The sequence below is a fragment of the Pseudomonas sp. TAA207 genome (assembly GCF_001529285.1).
GTDB classification, from domain to species: domain Bacteria; phylum Pseudomonadota; class Gammaproteobacteria; order Pseudomonadales; family Pseudomonadaceae; genus Aquipseudomonas; species Aquipseudomonas weihenstephanensis.
Genome location: NZ_LLWJ01000068.1, coordinates 233,505 through 252,185, shown reverse-complemented (window position 1 = coordinate 252,185; position 18,681 = coordinate 233,505). Strand labels below are relative to the sequence as shown.

The following is an 18,681-nucleotide window of genomic DNA, read 5'->3' as shown; positions in this document are numbered from 1 at the left end:
GCCCCTCTTTGCACGGTGATCAACTGCCATGAGCCAGCCCACGACTGTTTTGGTGATCGACGACGAACCGCAGATCCGCAAGTTCTTGCGTATCAGCCTGGTGTCTCAGGGGTATCAGGTGCTGGAAGCCGCCACCGGGGCCGAGGGCTTGAGCCAGGCCGCATTGCACCAGCCAGACCTGCTGGTGCTGGACCTGGGTCTGCCTGACATGGACGGCCAGCAGGTATTGCATGAGGTGCGCCAGTGGTCGGGGGTGCCGGTGTTGGTGCTGTCGGTGCGGGCCAGCGAAGCGCAAAAGGTCGAGGCGCTCGATGGCGGGGCCAATGATTACGTGACCAAGCCCTTCGGGATTCAGGAGTTCCTGGCGCGGGTGCGGGCGTTGCTGCGTCAGGCGCCCAGTGGCGAGGTGCAAGAGGCTGGCGTGGTGGTCGGGCCTTTGACGGTAGACCTGGCCTTTCGCCGGGTGTTGCTGGAGGGCGTGGAAGTCGCGCTGACCCGCAAGGAATACGCGGTACTGGCGCAATTGGCGCGCCACCCTGGGCGCGTGATCACCCAACAGCAATTGCTCAAGGACATTTGGGGGCCGACCCACGTCGAAAACAGCCATTACCTGCGCATCGTCGTGGGCCATCTGCGACAAAAGCTGATGGACGATCCGACCTGCCCGCGGTTTATCGTGACCGAACCCGGCGTGGGTTATCGCCTGCTGGACACTTAGTGTTCCTCGCTTTCGTAACGGTCCAGGGTGTCTCGGGCAATTTCACGGCCCAAAGCGATCAGCTCGGGGGCTTTGTAGAACTCGAAAAAGCGGCACACACGCTTGGGTACGTTAATCAAAATGTCGGGCGGGTAACCGGCGATCTTGTATTGCGCCAGCGACGTCTGCATCACCTCGAAACTCTGGTTGATCAAGTCCAACAGTGACGCAGGCCCTACGTTGTCGATGATAAAAGAGCCGGACGCGGACTTGGGCGCACCTTCTTGAGTGGGCGCAGCCGCCGGTTGTTGCGCCCCGGGGCGGGTCGATTCAACCCACGGGTTGGGCGCTCTGTCGGGCAGCGGCTTGAGCATGACCTGCTCCAGCTCCAGCAGGTCACTGGCATGTTTGTTGCGAAACGGCATGTGCGAGCCGAGTGAATTCATCAGGGTGTCAAAGCGGCTTTTGAAGGCGGGCGGGCGTTGAATTACCGGCAGTTGGTAGCTGTTTTGGCTGGTTGAGTTCAAGTTGACGGCGATGATCAGATCGCAATGGCTGGACACCACCGGCACGATGGGCAGCGGATTGAGCAGGCCGCCGTCGACCAGCATGCGATTGCCCTGCATGACCGGGGTAAACAGGCTCGGGATGGCGGCTGAGGCGCGCATGGCCTGATGCAGACAGCCTTCCTGAAACCAGATTTCTTGCTGGTGCGTCAGGTCGGTGGCCACGGCGGTGTAGGGAATGCGCAAATCTTCGATGTTGATTTCGCCCACGATATTGCGAATTTGCCCGAACACCTTTTCGCCGCGAATGGCGCCGAGTCGAAAGCTCACGTCCACCAGCCGTAACACATCGAGATAGTCCAGGCTTTGAATCCAGTCCCGGTACAGGTCAAGCTTGCCGGCCGCGTAAATGCCGCCTACCACGGCCCCCATCGAGCACCCGGCAATGCAGGCAATGTCGTAACCACGGCGTTCGAGTTCTTCAATGACGCCAATGTGCGCGTAACCTCTGGCACCGCCAGAGCCGAGCACTAATGCAATGCGCTTTTTCATGACACGATCCTTCGTCAGACAGGCGTTAACAATGCAGTGCCTTTTCCCTAATCAGCAAGCTAGTCTTGCACAGACGCGTTGGCGGACCGGGCACTTTTCCCACGCTTTTGCGTCTCAGCCTCTAATTAACATTAATTGTTTGAGGATATGTGCATGAAAGCCCTTATTTGTGTGCCGTTGATGGCCTTGGTACTGGCGGGTTGTGCCGGTAAAACAGCCTATCGCGACACCTGCGCCACCCAGTTGGACAGCGCTTGGCACGAGCTGGACCTGGCCAAGGCAGAAGGTTTCGCGGGCACCATCAGTTATTCCAAGGCCCTGTCATTGCTGACCGGGGCTAAAACACAACAACAGTTCGAAGCGTTTGAAGGCTGCTCCAAAAAAGCCGAGAAAGCGCGTTTCTATATTCGTGAGTCGCGCGCAGGGCGTTAAGCCCGCGTATGACCGGGAGGGGCAGGATGGCGCAATTGGTAGACCGGATCGTGGCGAATATTGTGCGTCTGCAGGTCAGGTTGTTGGCGTGTCAGGCGCGTTTGCAGGCTCACACCGACCCTGAGGCGCTGCACGACTTGCGCACCACGGTGCGTCGCTTGCGCAGCCTGTTACGGCCCTTGCGCGGTTTGCCGGGTGTGGTGCAGCTGGAGATGGCGGCGTCACAGGTGGGCGCCTTGACCACGCCGTTGCGTGACCTTGAAGTGCTGGCCGCGCATTTGCAGCAACACGGACACGCCGCCTTGGCAGAACGCAGGCTGGAGCAGCTGTCGGGCAGTTATGCGGCGGTGGCCGACAGCGCGCAGTTGGCGCAACTGCAGATGATCCTCGATGTGTTTCCGCGTTTTATACGTGCCGCCGAGCGTGAAGGTTTGCTGCGTGGCTTACGCCAGCGCATCGAGCGTGTACTGGAAAAACAGTGGAAGGCCCTTGAAACCGCCCTGAATGATCCAGGGCATGACCGTCATCGTGTGCGGTTACTCATCAAGCGGGTGCGTTACGGGGCCGAGGCGTATCCCGAGCTGGACCGTCTACCGGCCCTGGTAGCGGCTCGTCTCAAAGCCGCGCAAAAAGCCCTGGGCGATTGGCATGACGCGTGGCAATGGCTGTTGCAGGCCGAACAACAGACCGATTTGCAACCGTGTGTCGCGCAATGGCGCGAAACACTGGCGCGTGGCGAGAAGCAGGCCGATCGGGCACTGATCAAATTGAGCGCGGCCTGTTTTCGCTCATGATTTGGCCGATATAAGCGCTGTGCAGCGTAAGGCGCGTGGGTAGTATTGGCGCTTATTCATCGGTTTCGAGGTGCTCATGCAGTTTTGTGAATTGGTTGCGGCCGTGCGTAACGACCCGTCTGCGGTGACGATCCCGGCGGATTGGGGTCAGGGACGCGCCACCTTTGGTGGCTTGATGGTGGCCTTGCAGTACGAGGCCATGCGCGCACAGATCAGCCCTGAGCGCGCCTTGCGTTCTTTATCGGTGAGTTTTGTCGGCCCGGCCGAGCCTGATGTGCCGATCAGTTTTGAGGTCCAGGTGCTGCGTGAAGGCAAGGCAGTCAGCCAGGTGCTGGGGCGTGCGCTGCAAAACGGTCAAGTGGTGACGCTGGTTCAGGGCAGCTTCGGCGCGCCACGTGAGTCTGCGGTCAAAATGCACAGCGTGCCCGCACCGGATATGAAACCGGTCGACGAGTGCCCGCTGCTGCCTTACATCAAAGGTATTACCCCTGAATTCATGCGCCATCTGGCGATGGGTTGGGCAGTGGGCGCGCTGCCGTTTACCGGCAAGGGCGGGCGTGAAATGGGCGGCTGGGTGCGTTTGGCGGGAGAGGTCAAGGATGAACCGCTGACTGAAACCCATTTATTGGCGCTGGTCGATGCCTGGCCGCCGGCATTGCTGCCACTGCTCGACAAGCCGGCCGCTGGCAGCACGTTGACCTGGACGGTCGAGTTTGTGCAGCCCTTGGCGCAGGTCAGCACCCTTGAATGGTGCAAGTACCTGGCGGTGATCGAGCATGCGCAGGACGGTTACGGTCATGTGGCGGCTAACCTGTGGTCGCCCGCAGGCGAGTTAATTGCGATCAGCCGCCAAACAGTTGCGGTGTTTGGTTAATCAAAACGCTTGGCTACGTGGCTCGTTTTGAACCTTGTGCCCTTGATGTTGCAAGCTCATTGCTGCAAACAGGGTGACCAGGCCAATCACGGCGCTTGAAGCGTTGCCACTGAAAATGCCAGCAGCCAGCAGCAAGAAAGCCACCACCATCAAGGCGACGGCGATCAGATCAATTGCCTGATGGGACGCGCCCTGACGGCTCTGTGGGTTCGAGCGCCATTGCCAGGCTGGCAGGTTGGGATGACGTTTGCCCATGAGTGCACTCCTTTGTTCAGTTCAGAGGTTCAGCGCGTGCTGAACCGGATGAACAAAGGATAGGCCGGGGCCACTGACGAGACGAATCAAGAATGGCTATTGGCCTTATAGCTTCAACTGGCCAATGGCCCTATTCAATTCACCGGCCAGGGTCGCCAGTTGATTGCTGGTGGTGGCCGAGTCGACGGTTTGTTGCACGGTGTTTTCGGTCACGTCGCGAATACTGACCACCGCGCGGTTCATTTCTTCAGCTACCTGGCTTTGTTGTTCGGCGGCGACCGCGATCTGCGTATTGCTCTCGCGCATCTGCGCTACGGCACTGGTGATTTCTGCCAGGGCTGCGCCGGCCTCTTGGGCTTGCTGCACGCAATCGTCAGCTTTGAACGAGCTTTCCTGCATGAAGTCCACGGCGTCGCGCGTGCCCGCTTGCAGGGCCGAGACCATGGTGGTGATTTCGTCGGTCGAACTTTGCACGCGCTTGGCGAGGTTGCGCACCTCATCGGCCACCACCGCAAAGCCGCGTCCCATCTCGCCCGCGCGGGCGGCTTCAATGGCGGCGTTCAAGGCCAGCAGGTTGGTTTGCTCGGCAATGCTGTGAATCACGCTGACCACGCCGTTGATTTTTTGACTGTCTTGGGCCAGTTGCTGAATCATCTCGGCGGTTTGCTGCACGCCGTTGGACAGGCTGGCGATGGAGTCCTGCACGCGAATGACCACTTGTTGCCCGCTGCCCGCGAGGGTGTCGGCGGTTTGTGACAGGTCGCGGGTGGCGCCTGCATGCTGGGCAATGTGATAGACCGTGGCAGTCATTTCGTTGATGGCAGTGGCGGCCTGGTCGGTCTCACTTTGCTGACCGAGCATGCCGTGGCGCACCTCGTCCATGCTGCTGGCCAGCCGCGCGGCGCCTTCATCCAATTGCGCGGCAGTGTCGGCGACGGTCTGCACGATACGTTGATAACCGGCCTGCATGGCGTTGAACGCACCTGCCATTTGCCCGACTTCATCGGTGCAGGCCAACGGCACACGGGCCGACAGGTCGCCGGTTTTTTCAACGTGCAGCATCACGTCTTTTAATTTGTTGAGTTGACTGAGCAAAAACTGAATCAGCACTTGGGAGGCGCACAGCATGGCCAGCATCAGTACAAACACGGCCACGGCGTAGTTGGCCAGGCGTTCCACAAACACTTGTGCCAGGCTCGGCGCCCAAGCGAGCACGGCCACGCGCTGGCCATCGGGGCGGGTGACGACATCGGCGCCCAGCAGCGGGTCCTGGCCGAAGAACGGCATGTGATTGATCGATACCCAGCCGGTGGCTTCACTCAACTGCGCCAGGGGTTGCTCGTTGAGGGTGGGGATGTGGCTGGCACTGACCGGCAACAAAAAATCCGCCTGTGGCAGGGGTTGCCCCAGCGGCCAGGCAGCGAGAAGCTGCGCCTGGGCGCGGGCGTTGGCCTGCGCGGCGTCGCTACGCGATTGCTGTTCGAGTTGCACGGCGTAGAGCACCAGCAACAGCGTGGTGACAAAGGCCACTGCGTTGACGGCCCAGAATTTGTATTTGAGCGAGATGTTGCTAAGCCAGGCACCCATGGAAGGTCTTCTCTGATTTGGCGGAAACAATATTGGCAAGGTGCCATCATTGTGCCGTCAGTCGATGACGTTCGTGTTGATATGGGTCAAGGGCGTGGGAGGGGCTTGTCTTGTGTAACCGCGGGTGCAGTCTGCGCCAGCGGTTACCAGGCACGGTTAAATCAGTGCAGGCAAAGCAAAAAATGCACGGGCGCAAGCCGTGCTGTGTTCGGCCAGTTCGGCTTCACTTTCAGCGCGATGCAACGCCACTTCACGCAGCACTTCAGGCAAATAGGCGGGCTCGTTGCGGCCATTTTTGGGTTTGGGGCGCAAGGTGCGCGGGAGCAGATACGGCGCATCGCTTTCGAGCATCAGGCGACCCCGCGGGATATCGCGTACCAAGGGGTGTAAATGCGTGCCACGGCGCTCGTCGCAAATCCAGCCGGTCATGCCGATGTGTAAATCGAGATCGAGGTAGCTGAACAGCGCGCGCTTCTCACCGGTGAAGCAATGCACGACAGCGGCGGGCAGGCGGTCTCGGTAGTCGCGCAGTATTTCCAGCAAACGCTGATTGGCGTCGCGCTCATGTAAAAACACCGGCAGTTGCAAGTCCACGGCCAGCGCCAGATGTTCTTCCAGGACCTTTTCTTGTTGTGCGCGGGGTGAGAAGTCGCGGTTGAAGTCCAGCCCGCATTCGCCGACGGCGCGCACTCGCGGCTCTTTGAGCAATGCGCTTAAACGCGCGGCGCTGTCGGCGTTCCAGTCACTGGCCGAATGCGGGTGAATGCCCGCCGTACAGAACAGCCGCTGAGCGCTTTCATCCAGTTCGTGGCACAACTGAAGTGCCTGTTCACTGCCCTCAATGCTGGTGCCGGTGAGCACTAATTGGCTCACGCCAGCGGCGTAGGCACGGTCCAGCACCGCCTGGTGTTTACCGTCAAAGCTTGGGTTGGTCAGGTTGACGCCGATATCGATGAGTTGCATGGTGCTACCTCAGGCCACAGGCCGCGAAGCATATCAGAGCTGTAGATTTAATAAGAAAAACCAAGAACTACAGACAGTTATGGTTGTCTTTGAATGCCGCAATTGTGCAATGCCCGGTCTTTGAACGGTGGCATTCGCGCATTTGCACACAACTGGCAGCGCTGCAAAAGCCTCATAAAGGCGACCGGTTGTCGGGTTACCCGACAGGCTGGCGGGCTGTATTGTTTGCGGAGAACGGATGACGAGAGCGACGCTATTGATTGCGCTGTGCCTGATGCTGTTGCCTTTGACGGCCACGGCACGTTTGGCAGGCCCGCTACAAGCCGGGCAGCCAAGTCAGGTGCGCGATTTGGCGCAAATCCGCAGCAGTCAGGTGCTGCGGGTGCTGGTCAATCAAAGTCGCAACAGTTCGGGGCAAGTGCAGGGCGAGTCGATTGGTGTTGAATATCACCGGCTGCGGGCTTTTGAGCGCTACCTCAACGGGCATGCCCGCGACGGTCAGGAAATCACCCTTAAAATCATTCCCAAGGCCAAAGATCAATTGCTCGGCGCATTGTTGCGCGGGGAAGGCGATTTGATGGCGCCCGGCGAACTGCTGGACGTCAAGCCAACGCACGCAGTCACCCCCAGTGATCCGATTATCGAACGCGTGCCGCTGATGTTGGTCGGGGTCAAGGGCGAACGTCGTTATACGCGTCTGGAGCAGTTGTCGGGTCGCACGGTCGCGCTCACGACGGGCAGCGCGGCGGGGGAGGCGCTGAACTTGATCAATCAAAAGCTGGCGCTGCGCAAATTGCCGCCAGTGAACATCGAGTGGGTTGATCCCACGTTGGCCGTGGAAGATGTGCTGGAGATGGTGCAGGCGGGTATTTATCACCTCACCTTGGTCGAGCAACCGATTGCCGAGCGCTGGGCGAAATTGATGCCCAAGTTGCGTTTTGATCGCAAGGTACTGGTGAGCGAGCCGGGGGCGATGCGCTGGTATGTGCGGCGCGATGCGTCGATGTTACGCGCCAGTGTGGATCGCTTTTTGACCACTTACACCGTGCCGGCGGATCAAAATGTGGCGTTTGAACGGGTCTATCGGCGCTTGTATCGCGTGCACTATCCTCTGGCGCGTGCCGATCGCCAGAAGCTTGAAAAGCTGCGCCCGGTGTTGCAAAAACATGCGCAGCAACAGGGGATGGACTGGTTGAACCTTGCCGCCCTGGCCTTCAAGGAGTCCACGCTCAACCCCAATGCCAAGGGGACGGGAGGCGCGACCGGGCTATTGCAAATCACGCCTTCGGCCGCTCAGCGGGTGGGCGTCAATAACATTCAGAATGTTGAGGGCAATGTGCAGGCCGGGGCCAAGTACCTGGCAATGATCCGGCGCAAATTCTTTGCCAGCCCGCAATTGAACGAGCGTGAACGCATGGCGTTTGTACTGGCGGCCTACAACATGGGGCCGGAGCGGGTGCAAGGCATGCGCGCAGAGGCCAGGCGCCGGGGGCTGAACCCCAATCAATGGTTCTTTCAGGTCGAACGCATTGCCATGGAGCAGGTGGGAATGGGAGCGGTCAGCTATGTTAATAGTGTGAACAAATACTATTTAGCGTTTGACCGGGAGCGCGACTCGCTGGAGCCAGCCCAGCCCAAACTGGTCTCTCGCAAATAATCGAATAAGTTGATTGTTATGTCGCGTTTATTCGGCTTTTTATATGATAAAAACCGATTAGTATGGCGTTCATTCCCCACCTGATTAACGAAAGGACTGCACCATGAGCAAATTGACCCAATCTGTTTTAGGGACTCACGCGGGTTACGGCCTGACAGTGTTACGCATTTTTGTCGGCATCATCTTTGCGGCCCACGGCTCACAAAAACTCTTTGGCTGGTTCGGCGGCGGGGGTCTGGCGGGTACTGCGCAATGGATGGAAAGCATAGGTCTGGCGCCGGGTACGTTGATGGCACTGCTCTCGGGCGGCACTGAATTCTTTGGTGGTCTGGCGCTGATCATTGGTTTGCTGGCGCGCCCCGCTGCGTTGGGCTTGTCGTTCACGCTACTGGTTGCGATCTTCACGGTGCATATCAGCAATGGTCTGTTTATGGCCAATAACGGTTATGAGTTTGCTCTGGCATTGCTGGGTGGCACCCTTGCGGTGTTGATTGAAGGTGCGGGCAAGGCTTCGCTCGACGGTGCGATTGCCCGCCGATAATGCGCAACAGCCATCAAGCTTGTGGGTGAGCCATTCGACGGGGCACCTCAGGTAAAGGAAAGGCTGCAACGGTCGGGTTTACGAGCGCTGCGCACTCGATCGCAGCCTCGTACCTCGTCAGCGACGACAAATGATGGGCACACCATCCGTAGGCTCTGACGAGTATTGCGAGGCTGTGTAACAGTCGCAAAACCATTCAATCGAGTACGACCTTCACACTGCCTCCATCGCACAGGCGCATTTGTTTGCAGTCTTGTACTTCGTCAGCTCAAAGCACCCAGGGACTGTGGCAGGCATCAATCGGTGCCCGCATTGATATTGTGCAAATACTTGGATACGTGATTCTTGACAGCTGCAAGCCGGTTTATCTAGGATGTTTTCTTGCGCCGATTTAAACAGCTACTTGCGGGGCGCCAGGTGTTCGTCAGACCACCTAAGAGGCTTGAAGCAGGCCTCGAAATACCGCTAAAGCGCTGGTTCGGTGTTGCCTCTCACCTGCCACGCAGAATCCTGAGGCGGAGAACCGATAGATGAGTCAGCCACGTCCCTTTGTACGTCTTGCGCCGATCACGGCGAATCAAACCTTTCGCAATCCAAAAATCCTTCTGGGCGGCAAGCATCAGCCAACGCTGTTGCGTTATCTGGACGGCTGGCCGCGTCGCAAGGGCCGGGCTTCTGCGTTTTTGATCCAGTTTGTCGAAGCGGGTGACACCCTCGCGCGGTTTGCCAACGACAGCTTCGATCTGGCGGTGATCCAGTCTCCCGGCGCTTTTCAGGCCGAAACGGTGATTCGCCATCTTGTACGCGTAGCGCGTCAGGGGTTGATCACCTTGCGCTGAAGCGCTTACGGGTAATCAATCGCTACGATGTACACCCACTGTTCGCCGGTAGGCGTCTGGACTTGCACCTCGGCGTCCAGCGCCTTGCCAATCAGTGCGCGGGCCAGAGGTGAGTCAATGCTGATCAGACCTTGTTTGAGGTCCAGCTCATCAGGGCCAACGATGCGGTAACGCGCTTGCTTGCCTTCTTCATCCTCAATCGTTACCCAAGCCCCGAAATAGACCTTGTTGGGGTCGCTGGGTTTTTCGCTGACCACCTTGAGGCTTTCAAGGCGCTTGGTCAGGAATCGCACGCGGCTGTCTATTTCGCGCAGCATTTTTTTGCCGTAGGTGTATTCGGCATTTTCGGAGCGATCACCTTGAGCCGCCGCTTCGCTGACGGACTGTGTCACTTGCGGCCTGCGCACATGCCACAACTCGTGAAGTTCAGCACGCATCCGCGCTTCACCTTGCGGGGTGATCAGCGCGGTGCCAGCAGGGCGAGGAGGGCGATAGCGGCTCATGGGCAATCCATTGGCAGAGAAGGGCGCGAGTCTATCAGCCCTCGCGCAGGACTGTCAGCGGGCTGGTATTGAGCGCCCTTCGGGTGCCGAAAACACCTGCAGCGCCCACCATCAGTGCGCCCACCACGGGCAGCAGCAATAGCCACGGGTGCGGGTGCCACGGCAGGTCGAAGGCAAACCGGTACAGCACCAGGCTGACCAATTCGGTGCCCAAGGCTGCGAGCAGGCCACTGGTGGCACCGAGCAAGCCGAATTCGATGCGCCGTGCCTTGATCAGTAATGCGCGTTCGGCACCCAGTGCGCGCAGCAGGGCGCCCTGACGAATACGCTCGTCGAGGGTGGACTGCAAGCCGGAAAACAACACCGCCATGCCTGCCGCCAGTACAAACAGCAGCACGTACTCGACGGCGATGGTCACTTGCGCAAGGATGCTGCGCAGTTGAGCCAATAAGGCTTCGATTGGCAAGATGGTGACCGCCGGGAAGCTGCGTGACAGTTCGATGATCTCCTTGTCGTGTCCCGGAGCCAGGTAAAAGCTGGTGAGGTAGGTGGCAGGCAAATCTTGCAGGGTGCCGGGTTGGAAGATCATGAAGAAGTTGGGCTGGAAGTTGTCCCAGTTGATGCTGCGCAGGCTGGTGACGGTTGCCTCACGGTTGACCCCGGCGACGCTGAAGGTCAGGTGATCGCCCAGTTTCAGCTTCAGGCTTTCGGCCACTTTGGCTTCGACCGACACACCGGGGATGCCGCCGCCGGGCTGTTGAGCCCACCAAGTGCCGGCGGTCAGTTCATTGCCCGCAGGCAGGTCGGCGGCCCAGGTCAGGCTCAGGTCGCGCTGGATGGTTTTGTCACCACTGGAGTCTTTGCTGACCAGACCCTGCACGGCCTCGCCGTTGATGCTGATCAAACGCCCCGGCACCACCGGGTAGAGCGGCGCGGCTGTGGCTTGCAGGTCCATCAACCGGGCGCCGAAGGTGTCTTTGTCGGCGGGCAGGATGTTCAGCGCAAAATAGTTGGGTGCGTCTTTGGGGAGCTGGTTTTGCCAGGTGTCGAGCAACTCCCCGCGCAACAGTGCAATCAAGGCCATTGATAACAGGATCAAGCCAAAGGCCAGGGCCTGACCGGCCGCCGCCAGTGGGTGACGCAGCAACTGACCCAGACCCAGCCGCCACGCCAGTGACGCCCCGGCCAGCAGGCGACGCAGGCTTTGCAGGCCCAGCAACAGCAGCCCGCCCAGCACCAACGCCGCCAACACGCCGCCGCCGAGGAGGGCGAAGGTCAATACCAGGTCCAGGCTCATGCGCCACATGATCAGCCCGAGTGCGAGCAATGCTGCGCCGTAGACACTCCAGGTGCTGGCGGGAATCGGCAGCATGTCGCGACGCAATACACGCAGCGGCGGCACGCGCCCCAGCGCAGCCAGCGGCGGCAAGGCAAACCCGGCAAGCGCCACCAGGCCGGTGCCCATGCCTGCGATAGCGGGCATCAAACCGCCCGGCGGCACGTGCGAGGGCAACAAGTTGTGCAGCAAGGCAAACAGGCCCAGTTGCGCGAACCAGCCGAGCAGGGCGCCTGCCAGGCTGGCCAGTAGCCCGAGCACAGTCAGTTGCAGGGCAAACAGCCACAAGGTTTCGCGGCGCGACAAGCCCAGGCAGCGCAGCAGTGCGCTGGCATCAAAACGGCGATTGGCGAAGCGGGTGGCCGAGAGTGCGACGGCGACACCTGCCAACAACACGGCAACCAGACTGGCCATGTTCAGATAGCGCTCTGCCTTGCCCAGCGCGCCGCCTATTTGCGGGTTACCGTCACGGGCGTCCAGCAGGCGCTGATTGGCCTCAAGGCCGGGCTCGATCACTTGGCGGTAGGATTGCAGCGCAGGCGCTTCGCCGCTCCACAGTTCGCGGAAATTGACCCGGCTGCCGGGTTGAATAATGCCGGTGGCCACCAGATCGTTCAGGTTGATCAATACGCGGGGTGTGAGGCTGTACAGGTTGCCAGCCCGGTCGGGTTCGTAGGTCAACACGCGGGTGATGCGTACGGTTTTGGAACCCACGTCGATGGTGTCGCCGACGTGCAAGTCCAGCGCGGTGAGCAATCGCGATTCTGCCCACGCTTCCCCGGGCAGGGGCCCGCCGCCTGTTTGTTCATCGGCATAGGGTTGGGCCGCGCTTTTCAGTTCGCCCCGCAAAGGGTAGGCGTCATCTGCCGCTTTGATGCTGGACAGCTGAATGCCGTTGTCCGTGGCGATCACGCTGGAAAACTCCACCACGCGTGCATGTTTGAGTCCCAGTTCTCTGCCCAGGCGCACTTGCTCGTCACGGGCAGGCGAGGTGCCATCCAGCACCAGGTCGGCCCCCAGAAACTCGGTGGCACGCAGTAACATGGCGCCATTGAGGCGCGCCCCGAAGTAACCAATCGCGGTACTCGCCGCGACGGCCACCAGCAGGGCAAAGAACAACACGCGCAACTCGCCTGCGCGTGCATCACGCAGCAGTTGGCGCAGGGCAAGGCTGAACAGGCGCAACAGCGGCAGGCGTGCCATCAAGGCTCCAGAGGGCCGACCATGCGGCCAGCTTCAAGGCGGATCAGGCGTCGGCAACGATGTGCCAGGCGTTCGTCATGGGTCACCAGTACCAGCGTAGTGCCGCGCTCTTTGTTTAATTCAAAGAGCAGGTCGGTGATGCGCTCCCCTGTGTGGCTGTCGAGGTTGCCCGTGGGCTCATCGGCAAACAGCACATCCGGGTTGGCGGCGAAGGCGCGAGCGATGGCGACGCGTTGTTGCTCACCGCCGGACAGTTGGCGCGGGGAGTGGCTCAAGCGTTGTCCCAAACCGACACGCTCCAGCAGATCGCGGGCCTGCTCGCGGGCGTCTTTGCGGCCCTCAAGCTCCATCGGCAACATGACGTTTTCCAGCGCGTTGAGGCTGTCGAGCAACTGAAAGGACTGAAAAACAAAGCCGACATGTTCGGCGCGCACCCTGGCGCGTTGGTCTTCGTCCAGCGTACTCAGGGCACGCCCGGCGAGGGTGACTTCGCCGCTGCTGGGCAAGTCCAGTCCCGCCAGCAGGCCCAGCAAGGTTGACTTGCCAGAGCCGGAAGCCCCGACAATGGCCAGACTGTCGCCTTTGTTCAATTCAAGGTTCAGCGGGTGAAGGATGATTAACTCGCCTTCCGCGCTGGGAACCACTTTGCTAAGGTTCTGCGCGGTGAGAATACTTTCGCCCATGGAGAATCCAATGCGTGTGTGGTTTTTAAGTGCTGCTCTGGCCCTGATGTGTATGGCGCAGAACGCAGCGGCGGGAACAATCTTGATCGTTGGCGATAGTATCAGCGCGGGTTTCGGCCTGGATACCCGTCTGGGCTGGGTCTCTTTGCTTGAGCAGCGACTGAGCAAGGAAGGTCATGACGATAAAGTGATCAATGCCTCCATCAGTGGCGATACCAGTGCCGGCGGGCTGGCGCGTTTACCGGCGCTGCTTGCAGAGCATAAACCGGATGTGGTGATTGTCGAATTGGGTGGCAATGACGGGTTGCGCGGGCAACTGCCTGCTCAATTGAAACAGAATCTTGCAAGCATGATCGAAGCCTCGCAACAGGCGGGGGCCAAAGTGTTGCTGTTAGGTATGCAGTTACCGCCCAATTATGGTGCGCGTTATACCCAGGCATTTGCGGCGGTTTATGCTGAGTTGGCCAACGAGAAAAAGGTCGCGCTGGTGCCGTTTTTGCTGGAGGGCGTGGGGGGTAAACCCGAGCTGATGCAGGCTGATCGCATTCACCCGGCGGCCGGGGCGCAGGGGCTTTTGCTGGATAATGTGTGGCCAGTGCTAAAACCGCTGCTTTGATGCTTTTCTAGTGGCAGCGTTTCGGCTAAGGTGGCGCCCCCCCGATTTGGAGCCCCTGATGTCGCGTCCTGCCTGGTCTTTATATGCCTATCAACTGATCGAGCCCGATGAACAGCTCGATTTGTTCGCCTGCCAGGAGGTACGGGTGCATTTGGTGACGCGTCAATTGGAGCTGGGAGGCACGATTGACCGCACATTATGTGGCTCGTTACTGCCTGCGCAGCCTCGTTGGTCCGATGTCACGCGCAAGGTTTTTCAAGACCAGCGGCTGTGCCCGCTGTGCCGCGCAATCATTGAATCGCAACGCCGTGGCACCGAGCCGATCTGGCCTGAGTTGCGCTTTGAACTATGATCTACCTCGTCTGAGTGCTTCGGCGTGGTACGCCGCCTCCTGATCCCGGCAGGCTGCGTGTACACTCCCATTTTTGTCCCCCGTTGATTATGCGAAGGATGTTCCGGATGTTGTCGCGCCTACCTGCCGTCACCCGCTATCTGTCAGTTGCCGCCCTCTGTGTTGCCGGCCCTGTGAGTGCTCTCGAATTCCCGCTGCCGCCGCCTGGCGACGATGTGGTGGGTGAGGTGCAGGTCATCCAGGGCAGGTATGAAGACTCCTTTGCAGACCTGGGCAATGAGTACGAACTGGGCTATTCGGAAATGATTGCAGCCAACCCTGGCGTGGATGCCTGGTTGCCGGTCAAAAAGAACCTCGACGGGACAATTGTCGACACCAATATCGTGTTGCCAACGCAGTTCATTCTGCCGCCAGGCAAGCGTGAGGGGATCGTGATCAACCTGGCCGAGTACCGGTTGTACTACTTCCCCAAAGACCAAAACAAGGTCTATACCTTTCCGCTGGGCATTGGCCGTGAAGGCTGGGGATCGCCTTTGGGTCAGACCAAAATCACCGCCAAGACGCCTAATCCGACGTGGACACCGCCGGCCTCAATCAAGGCTGAGCATGCCAAAAATGGCGATCCGCTGCCCAATGTCGTGCCTGCTGGCCCGGACAATCCCCTGGGGCCCTTCAAGTTCACCCTCGGCATGCCCGGTTATTTGATTCATGGCTCCAACGCCAAGTTTGGTATTGGCACGGGCACCAGTCATGGCTGCTTTCGCATGTTGAATAAAAACGTGCTTGAAATGTCGCAGATGGTGCCGGTCGGCACACCGGTGCGCATCATCAACGAGCCTTATAAAATTGGTTTCAGCAACGGCAGGGTTTACCTGGAAGTGCATGAACCGCTGAATGTCAAAGATGGCTCTCTCGTCGCCAAGAGCGACAAGTCTCATCTGACACCAGAAGATTTGCAGAACAAATACGCAGGCTTTATCAATTTCCTGCTCAAGCACAAAGAACTGGAAAACAGCATTCAAATCGACAAAGACAAAGCGTTCGCGGTGGTGGGTGCTGAAACCGGAATACCGCAAGAAATTGGCGTTACTACGACCGTTATGCCTTCGACCGATGAAGGACAGTCGCTCGACTACGTGCAGTAAGCGTTCAACTAATAGCCGCCGCAGTTAACACTTCGGCGGCTTTTTAGTGCCTGTTGATAAAGCATCAGGCAAAAAAAAGCCGACCCATAAAATGGATCGGCTTGGTAACAGCCCCGAAGGACTATTACTTGCGGCTTGCTTTTTCAAGCATGCGCAGAGCACGTTCGTTTGCTTCATCAGCAGTCTGTTGTGCTTTTTGAGCAGCAGCCAGTGCTTCGTCAGCTTTACGGTAGGCTTCGTCAGCACGAGCCTGGGAACGTGCTGCTGCATCTTCAGTTGCAGTCAGACGGGCTTCAGTTTCTTTAGATACGCTGCTGCAACCGGTAGCCAGAACTGCGGCCAATGCCAGAGCAGAGAATTTCAGAACGTTGTTCATCGTGTTCCCCTTCAAGGACTTTCTAATTGAAGCTGCTCCTTCAACATGAGGAAACAGCCGGCGTACATACTACCCATTACTTGTAGTAAGTAAACTGACCTAGCGCAAGAACCAAAAAAAATAATTGGTAATGGCTGGTCATGGGCTAGCTTTAACAGATTGTGCTTGAAAAACAGTCAGTTTGACGCACTAAGCACAGCGCCCTATATGAGGTCGAGCCATAAGGTTTCAAGTGACTTTAGTCCAGGGTTCACGTCATAGCCTCAACGTTCCGTAAAAAGGTTCAGTTGTGCTGCGCATTAACGAGCGATTCAAGCGTGCGTTTGGTCGTAGCGCATGAGCATTTATTCCGAGGTTGGCTACTCTTTATGCAGGCTTGGCACCTTGATTTTTGCAGGCGCTATCAGGCTGGGTGCCGGGTGGTTCCCTCGACGGAAAAACATCAGTAAGGTAGGGGTCACGGTTCAAGACCCGCGAGGAATAATGATGAGCGAGGCGCTGTCTATCCACCATGACCAGGCAGGTCACCAGTTTGAGACCACTGTCGACGGTCATCGTGCCTACCTGACCTACATGGATCTGGGTAAGCAGACGCTGGATATCTACCGCACATTTGTACCCAATGCCTTGCGTGGACGCGGGATTGCGGCTGCTTTGACCGAGCAGGCCCTTGAGTATGCAGAGCGCATGGGTTACGAAGTCATTCCTTCCTGCTCATATGTTGAGCGCTACATGGAACGCCATAAGCGCGCTCAAGCCAAAACCTGATGTCGCCTGAGCCGTGCCCTCCTATGGCGGTGTTGACCTGTATCAAAGCTGTGTCCTGACCCCTCGCTTAGGCTGTTAGCAAGCGGGGGAGGTTGTCGACTGGCCGCTGAACTCGGGTTAATCACTGTAAGGAGAGGCATCGCATATGATCCGTGAAGTCGAAGGTGACATTTTGCTGAGTGACGCGAAGGTGATTGCTCACGGTATTGCACCCAAGGACCCGTTCGATACCGGTTTGGCCCTGGCCTTGCGTGAGCGCTGGCCGTCTTTGGTTGCCGATTATCGACACGCCGCTCATAGCAAAGCACCGAACCCGGGTGAAATCTGGTGCTGGTCCGGTGTAGACGAACAGGGCTCGGTGCGCAGCATTGTTAACCTGATCACCCAGGATTCCCTGCACGCAGGCCATGCGGCCAAACCGGGCAAGGCGACCTTGAAGAACGTGGGTCACGCGTTGCGCGAGCTGGCTGAATACATCCGCAGTGAAAGGATCCAAAGCGTAGCCCTGCCGCGCTTGGCCACCGGGGTTGGCGGCCTGGAGTGGAGTGATGTCAAACCGTTGGTGGAGAAGCACCTCGGTGAGCTCGACAGTCAGGTGATTGTGTACGAGGTTTTTCGCAAGGGCCTCAAAGCCGATGAGCGCTTAACCTGACCCCCTATTTTTGGATTGGATAAGTGGCTGCATTACCCCCGCGAGAGCCTCTCTCTCGCGGGGTTTTTGTGTGCGCAACGGTTTGATCAGCCATTTTTTGATCTGTGTCTAAGGTGTGCCTGAGGTGATGCTGTATTTATTTGAACCATCCGCAGTTCTTTTAAGGAAATCTCATGACCGATAGGGTCACGCGCACTGACACGGTAAAACCCGCTGCAAAAACTGCCGGACGTACACCGCGCACGCGACGCGTTAAAGCAGGGGATGTTGCTCCCACGCAAAAAGCCGCTCAACTTGAGCGCTATGTCGTTGATGACAGAGTCCAATCGCGTCAGGCGGCCACCAGCGCTGCCGTAAAGGACATGTTGCAGCAGATCCCTCAAGGCGATACGCAAGCACTGATCAAGACCTTGGGCACGTTGATGACGGGGCTGTCCCCCGACGATGCGGTTGTGCTGCGCAATGCGTTACTCAGCCAGGAAAGCGAATCGGTGTTTCATCAGCGCCCCCTGCACCCTGACGATCAATTGGCGCCGGACTGGCGCAAAGGTAATTACCCGTACAAAAATCTGATGTCGCGCCGCAACTACGAGCGCGAAAAATACCGCCTGCAAGTGGAGTTGCTTAAGTTACAGGCGTGGGTGAAAGAGACAGGCCAGAAGGTGGTCATTCTGTTTGAGGGTCGCGACGCGGCAGGCAAGGGCGGCTCGATCAAGCGTTTCATGGAACACCTCAACCCACGGGGCGCACGGATTGTGGCCCTGGAGAAACCCAGCGAAGTCGAACGCGGACAATGGTATTTCCAGCGTTATGTGCAGCACCTGCCCACGGCCGGTGAAATCGTCATGTTTGACCGCAGTTGGTACAACCGTGCCGGGGTCGAGCGGGTGATGGGGTTCTGCACGGATGATGAATACCTGGAGTTCATGCGTCAGGCGCCTGACTTCGAACGCATGTTGGCGCGTAGCAACGTTCATCTGATCAAGTTTTGGTTCTCGGTCAGCCGTGAAGAGCAACGCCGACGCTTTAAGGAGCGCGAGAAGCACCCGCTCAAACATTGGAAACTCAGCCCGATCGATCTGGCGTCACTGGACAAGTGGGACGATTACACCAAGGCCAAAGAGGGGATGTTCTCGTACACCGACACTGCCGATGCGCCGTGGACGGTGATTAAGTCCAACTGCAAGAAACGCGCGCGTCTGAGCGCCATGCGCTATGTGCTGCACAAGTTGCCGTATGCCGACAAGGATTTGAAGGGTATTGGAGCGCTGGATCCGCTGATCGTTGGCCGCGCTAACGTGGTGTATGAGCGGGGCGAGCGCAGGGCCACCATCCCGTTGTAGGCGCGAG

The 18,681-nt window shown here is 58.6% G+C and carries 21 protein-coding genes; 13 read left to right on the top strand and 8 right to left on the bottom strand.

Annotated elements, in window-relative coordinates:
* Positions 1-28: 28 nt before the first annotated feature.
* Entirely contained in the window at positions 29-718 is a 690-nt protein-coding gene (locus tag AP059_RS15590; protein ID WP_059764320.1) for a response regulator, read from the top strand.
* Here the strand turns inward: AP059_RS15590 and AP059_RS15585 are convergent.
* Complete coding sequence (locus AP059_RS15585; protein WP_059764318.1) at positions 715-1,755, bottom strand: patatin-like phospholipase family protein; 1,041 nt, start codon at positions 1,753-1,755, stop codon at positions 715-717. The two genes, AP059_RS15590 and AP059_RS15585, sit on opposite strands and share 4 nt — an antisense overlap.
* A 153-nt stretch (positions 1,756-1,908) precedes the next feature.
* Here AP059_RS15585 and AP059_RS15580 point away from each other — a divergent pair, with 153 nt between their 5' ends.
* The 3 genes from AP059_RS15580 to AP059_RS15570 all read left to right on the top strand — a co-directional run bounded on the left by AP059_RS15580 (position 1,909) and on the right by AP059_RS15570 (position 3,855).
* On the top strand, positions 1,909-2,187 hold the full coding sequence (locus AP059_RS15580) for a hypothetical protein (RefSeq protein WP_048365212.1): 279 nt from the start codon (positions 1,909-1,911) through the stop codon (positions 2,185-2,187).
* A 26-nt stretch (positions 2,188-2,213) separates the two neighbouring features.
* Positions 2,214-2,981 carry a CHAD domain-containing protein gene (locus tag AP059_RS15575; RefSeq protein WP_059764316.1) on the top strand — a complete coding sequence of 256 codons (768 nt, stop codon included), beginning with the start codon at positions 2,214-2,216 and terminating at the stop codon, positions 2,979-2,981.
* 76 nt (positions 2,982-3,057) lie between these two features.
* On the top strand, positions 3,058-3,855 hold the full coding sequence (locus tag AP059_RS15570; protein WP_059764314.1) for an acyl-CoA thioesterase: 798 nt from the start codon (positions 3,058-3,060) through the stop codon (positions 3,853-3,855).
* On the opposite strand, the gene AP059_RS15565 is transcribed toward AP059_RS15570, so the two are convergent.
* The 3 genes from AP059_RS15565 to AP059_RS15555 form a co-directional block, all read right to left on the bottom strand.
* Positions 3,856-4,110 (bottom strand): hypothetical protein, encoded by a 255-nt coding sequence (locus AP059_RS15565; protein WP_059764311.1) that lies wholly within the window; start codon positions 4,108-4,110, stop codon positions 3,856-3,858.
* 105 nt (positions 4,111-4,215) lie between these two features.
* Positions 4,216-5,697, bottom strand: a complete 1,482-nt coding sequence (locus tag AP059_RS15560; protein WP_059764309.1) for a methyl-accepting chemotaxis protein — start codon at positions 5,695-5,697, stop codon at positions 4,216-4,218.
* 156 nt (positions 5,698-5,853) lie between these two features.
* On the bottom strand, positions 5,854-6,660 hold the full coding sequence (locus tag AP059_RS15555; RefSeq protein ID WP_059764307.1) for a TatD family hydrolase: 807 nt from the start codon (positions 6,658-6,660) through the stop codon (positions 5,854-5,856).
* Between the two features lie 238 nt (positions 6,661-6,898).
* Between AP059_RS15555 and AP059_RS15550 the strand changes: the two genes are divergently transcribed.
* The 3 genes from AP059_RS15550 to AP059_RS15540 all read left to right on the top strand — a co-directional run bounded on the left by AP059_RS15550 (position 6,899) and on the right by AP059_RS15540 (position 9,697).
* A complete protein-coding gene (locus AP059_RS15550; protein WP_059764305.1) occupies positions 6,899-8,317 on the top strand; it encodes a transglycosylase SLT domain-containing protein in 1,419 nt (472 codons plus the stop codon).
* Positions 8,318-8,420: 103 nt separating this feature from the next.
* Positions 8,421-8,858 (top strand): DoxX family protein, encoded by a 438-nt coding sequence (locus tag AP059_RS15545; RefSeq protein WP_059764303.1) that lies wholly within the window; start codon positions 8,421-8,423, stop codon positions 8,856-8,858.
* A 530-nt stretch (positions 8,859-9,388) separates the two neighbouring features.
* The gene (locus AP059_RS15540) at positions 9,389-9,697 is read left to right on the top strand and encodes a hypothetical protein (RefSeq protein WP_059764301.1); all 309 of its coding nucleotides are present in this window, start codon (positions 9,389-9,391) and stop codon (positions 9,695-9,697) included.
* 5 nt (positions 9,698-9,702) lie between these two features.
* On the opposite strand, the gene greB is transcribed toward AP059_RS15540, so the two are convergent.
* From greB to AP059_RS15525, 3 genes are read right to left on the bottom strand one after another with little or no spacing between them, the layout of a single operon-like run.
* Positions 9,703-10,200 carry a transcription elongation factor GreB gene (gene greB / locus AP059_RS15535; RefSeq protein WP_048365220.1) on the bottom strand — a complete coding sequence of 166 codons (498 nt, stop codon included), beginning with the start codon at positions 10,198-10,200 and terminating at the stop codon, positions 9,703-9,705.
* 34 nt (positions 10,201-10,234) lie between these two features.
* Positions 10,235-12,739 (bottom strand): ABC transporter permease, encoded by a 2,505-nt coding sequence (locus AP059_RS15530; RefSeq protein ID WP_059764299.1) that lies wholly within the window; start codon positions 12,737-12,739, stop codon positions 10,235-10,237.
* Positions 12,739-13,422: an ABC transporter ATP-binding protein gene (locus AP059_RS15525; RefSeq protein WP_059764296.1), complete on the bottom strand. Its 684-nt coding sequence runs from the start codon at positions 13,420-13,422 to the stop codon at positions 12,739-12,741. The genes AP059_RS15530 and AP059_RS15525 overlap by 1 nt, the downstream gene beginning before the upstream one ends.
* 10 nt (positions 13,423-13,432) lie before the next feature.
* On the opposite strand from AP059_RS15525, the gene AP059_RS15520 reads away from it, so the two are divergent.
* The 3 genes from AP059_RS15520 to AP059_RS15510 all read left to right on the top strand — a co-directional run bounded on the left by AP059_RS15520 (position 13,433) and on the right by AP059_RS15510 (position 15,535).
* Positions 13,433-14,038, top strand: a complete 606-nt coding sequence (locus AP059_RS15520) for an arylesterase (RefSeq protein WP_059764293.1) — start codon at positions 13,433-13,435, stop codon at positions 14,036-14,038.
* A gap of 58 nt (positions 14,039-14,096) precedes the next feature.
* Complete coding sequence (locus AP059_RS15515) at positions 14,097-14,390, top strand: hypothetical protein (protein ID WP_048365224.1); 294 nt, start codon at positions 14,097-14,099, stop codon at positions 14,388-14,390.
* Positions 14,391-14,497: 107 nt separating this feature from the next.
* Positions 14,498-15,535, top strand: a complete 1,038-nt coding sequence (locus AP059_RS15510) for a L,D-transpeptidase family protein (RefSeq protein WP_059764291.1) — start codon at positions 14,498-14,500, stop codon at positions 15,533-15,535.
* A gap of 124 nt (positions 15,536-15,659) precedes the next feature.
* Here AP059_RS15510 and oprI read toward each other — a convergent pair whose 3' ends face one another.
* Positions 15,660-15,911: an outer membrane lipoprotei OprI gene (oprI, locus tag AP059_RS15505; RefSeq protein WP_003172710.1), complete on the bottom strand. Its 252-nt coding sequence runs from the start codon at positions 15,909-15,911 to the stop codon at positions 15,660-15,662.
* Between the two features lie 486 nt (positions 15,912-16,397).
* On the opposite strand from oprI, the gene AP059_RS15500 reads away from it, so the two are divergent.
* The 3 genes from AP059_RS15500 (at position 16,398) to ppk2 (ending at position 18,674) form a co-directional block, all read left to right on the top strand.
* A complete protein-coding gene (locus AP059_RS15500; protein ID WP_048365226.1) occupies positions 16,398-16,679 on the top strand; it encodes a GNAT family N-acetyltransferase in 282 nt (93 codons plus the stop codon).
* 145 nt (positions 16,680-16,824) lie between these two features.
* A complete protein-coding gene (locus AP059_RS15495; protein WP_059764290.1) occupies positions 16,825-17,331 on the top strand; it encodes a macro domain-containing protein in 507 nt (168 codons plus the stop codon).
* A 173-nt stretch (positions 17,332-17,504) separates the two neighbouring features.
* A complete protein-coding gene (gene ppk2, locus AP059_RS15490) occupies positions 17,505-18,674 on the top strand; it encodes a polyphosphate kinase 2 (RefSeq protein ID WP_059764288.1) in 1,170 nt (389 codons plus the stop codon).
* Positions 18,675-18,681: the final 7 nt, after the last annotated feature.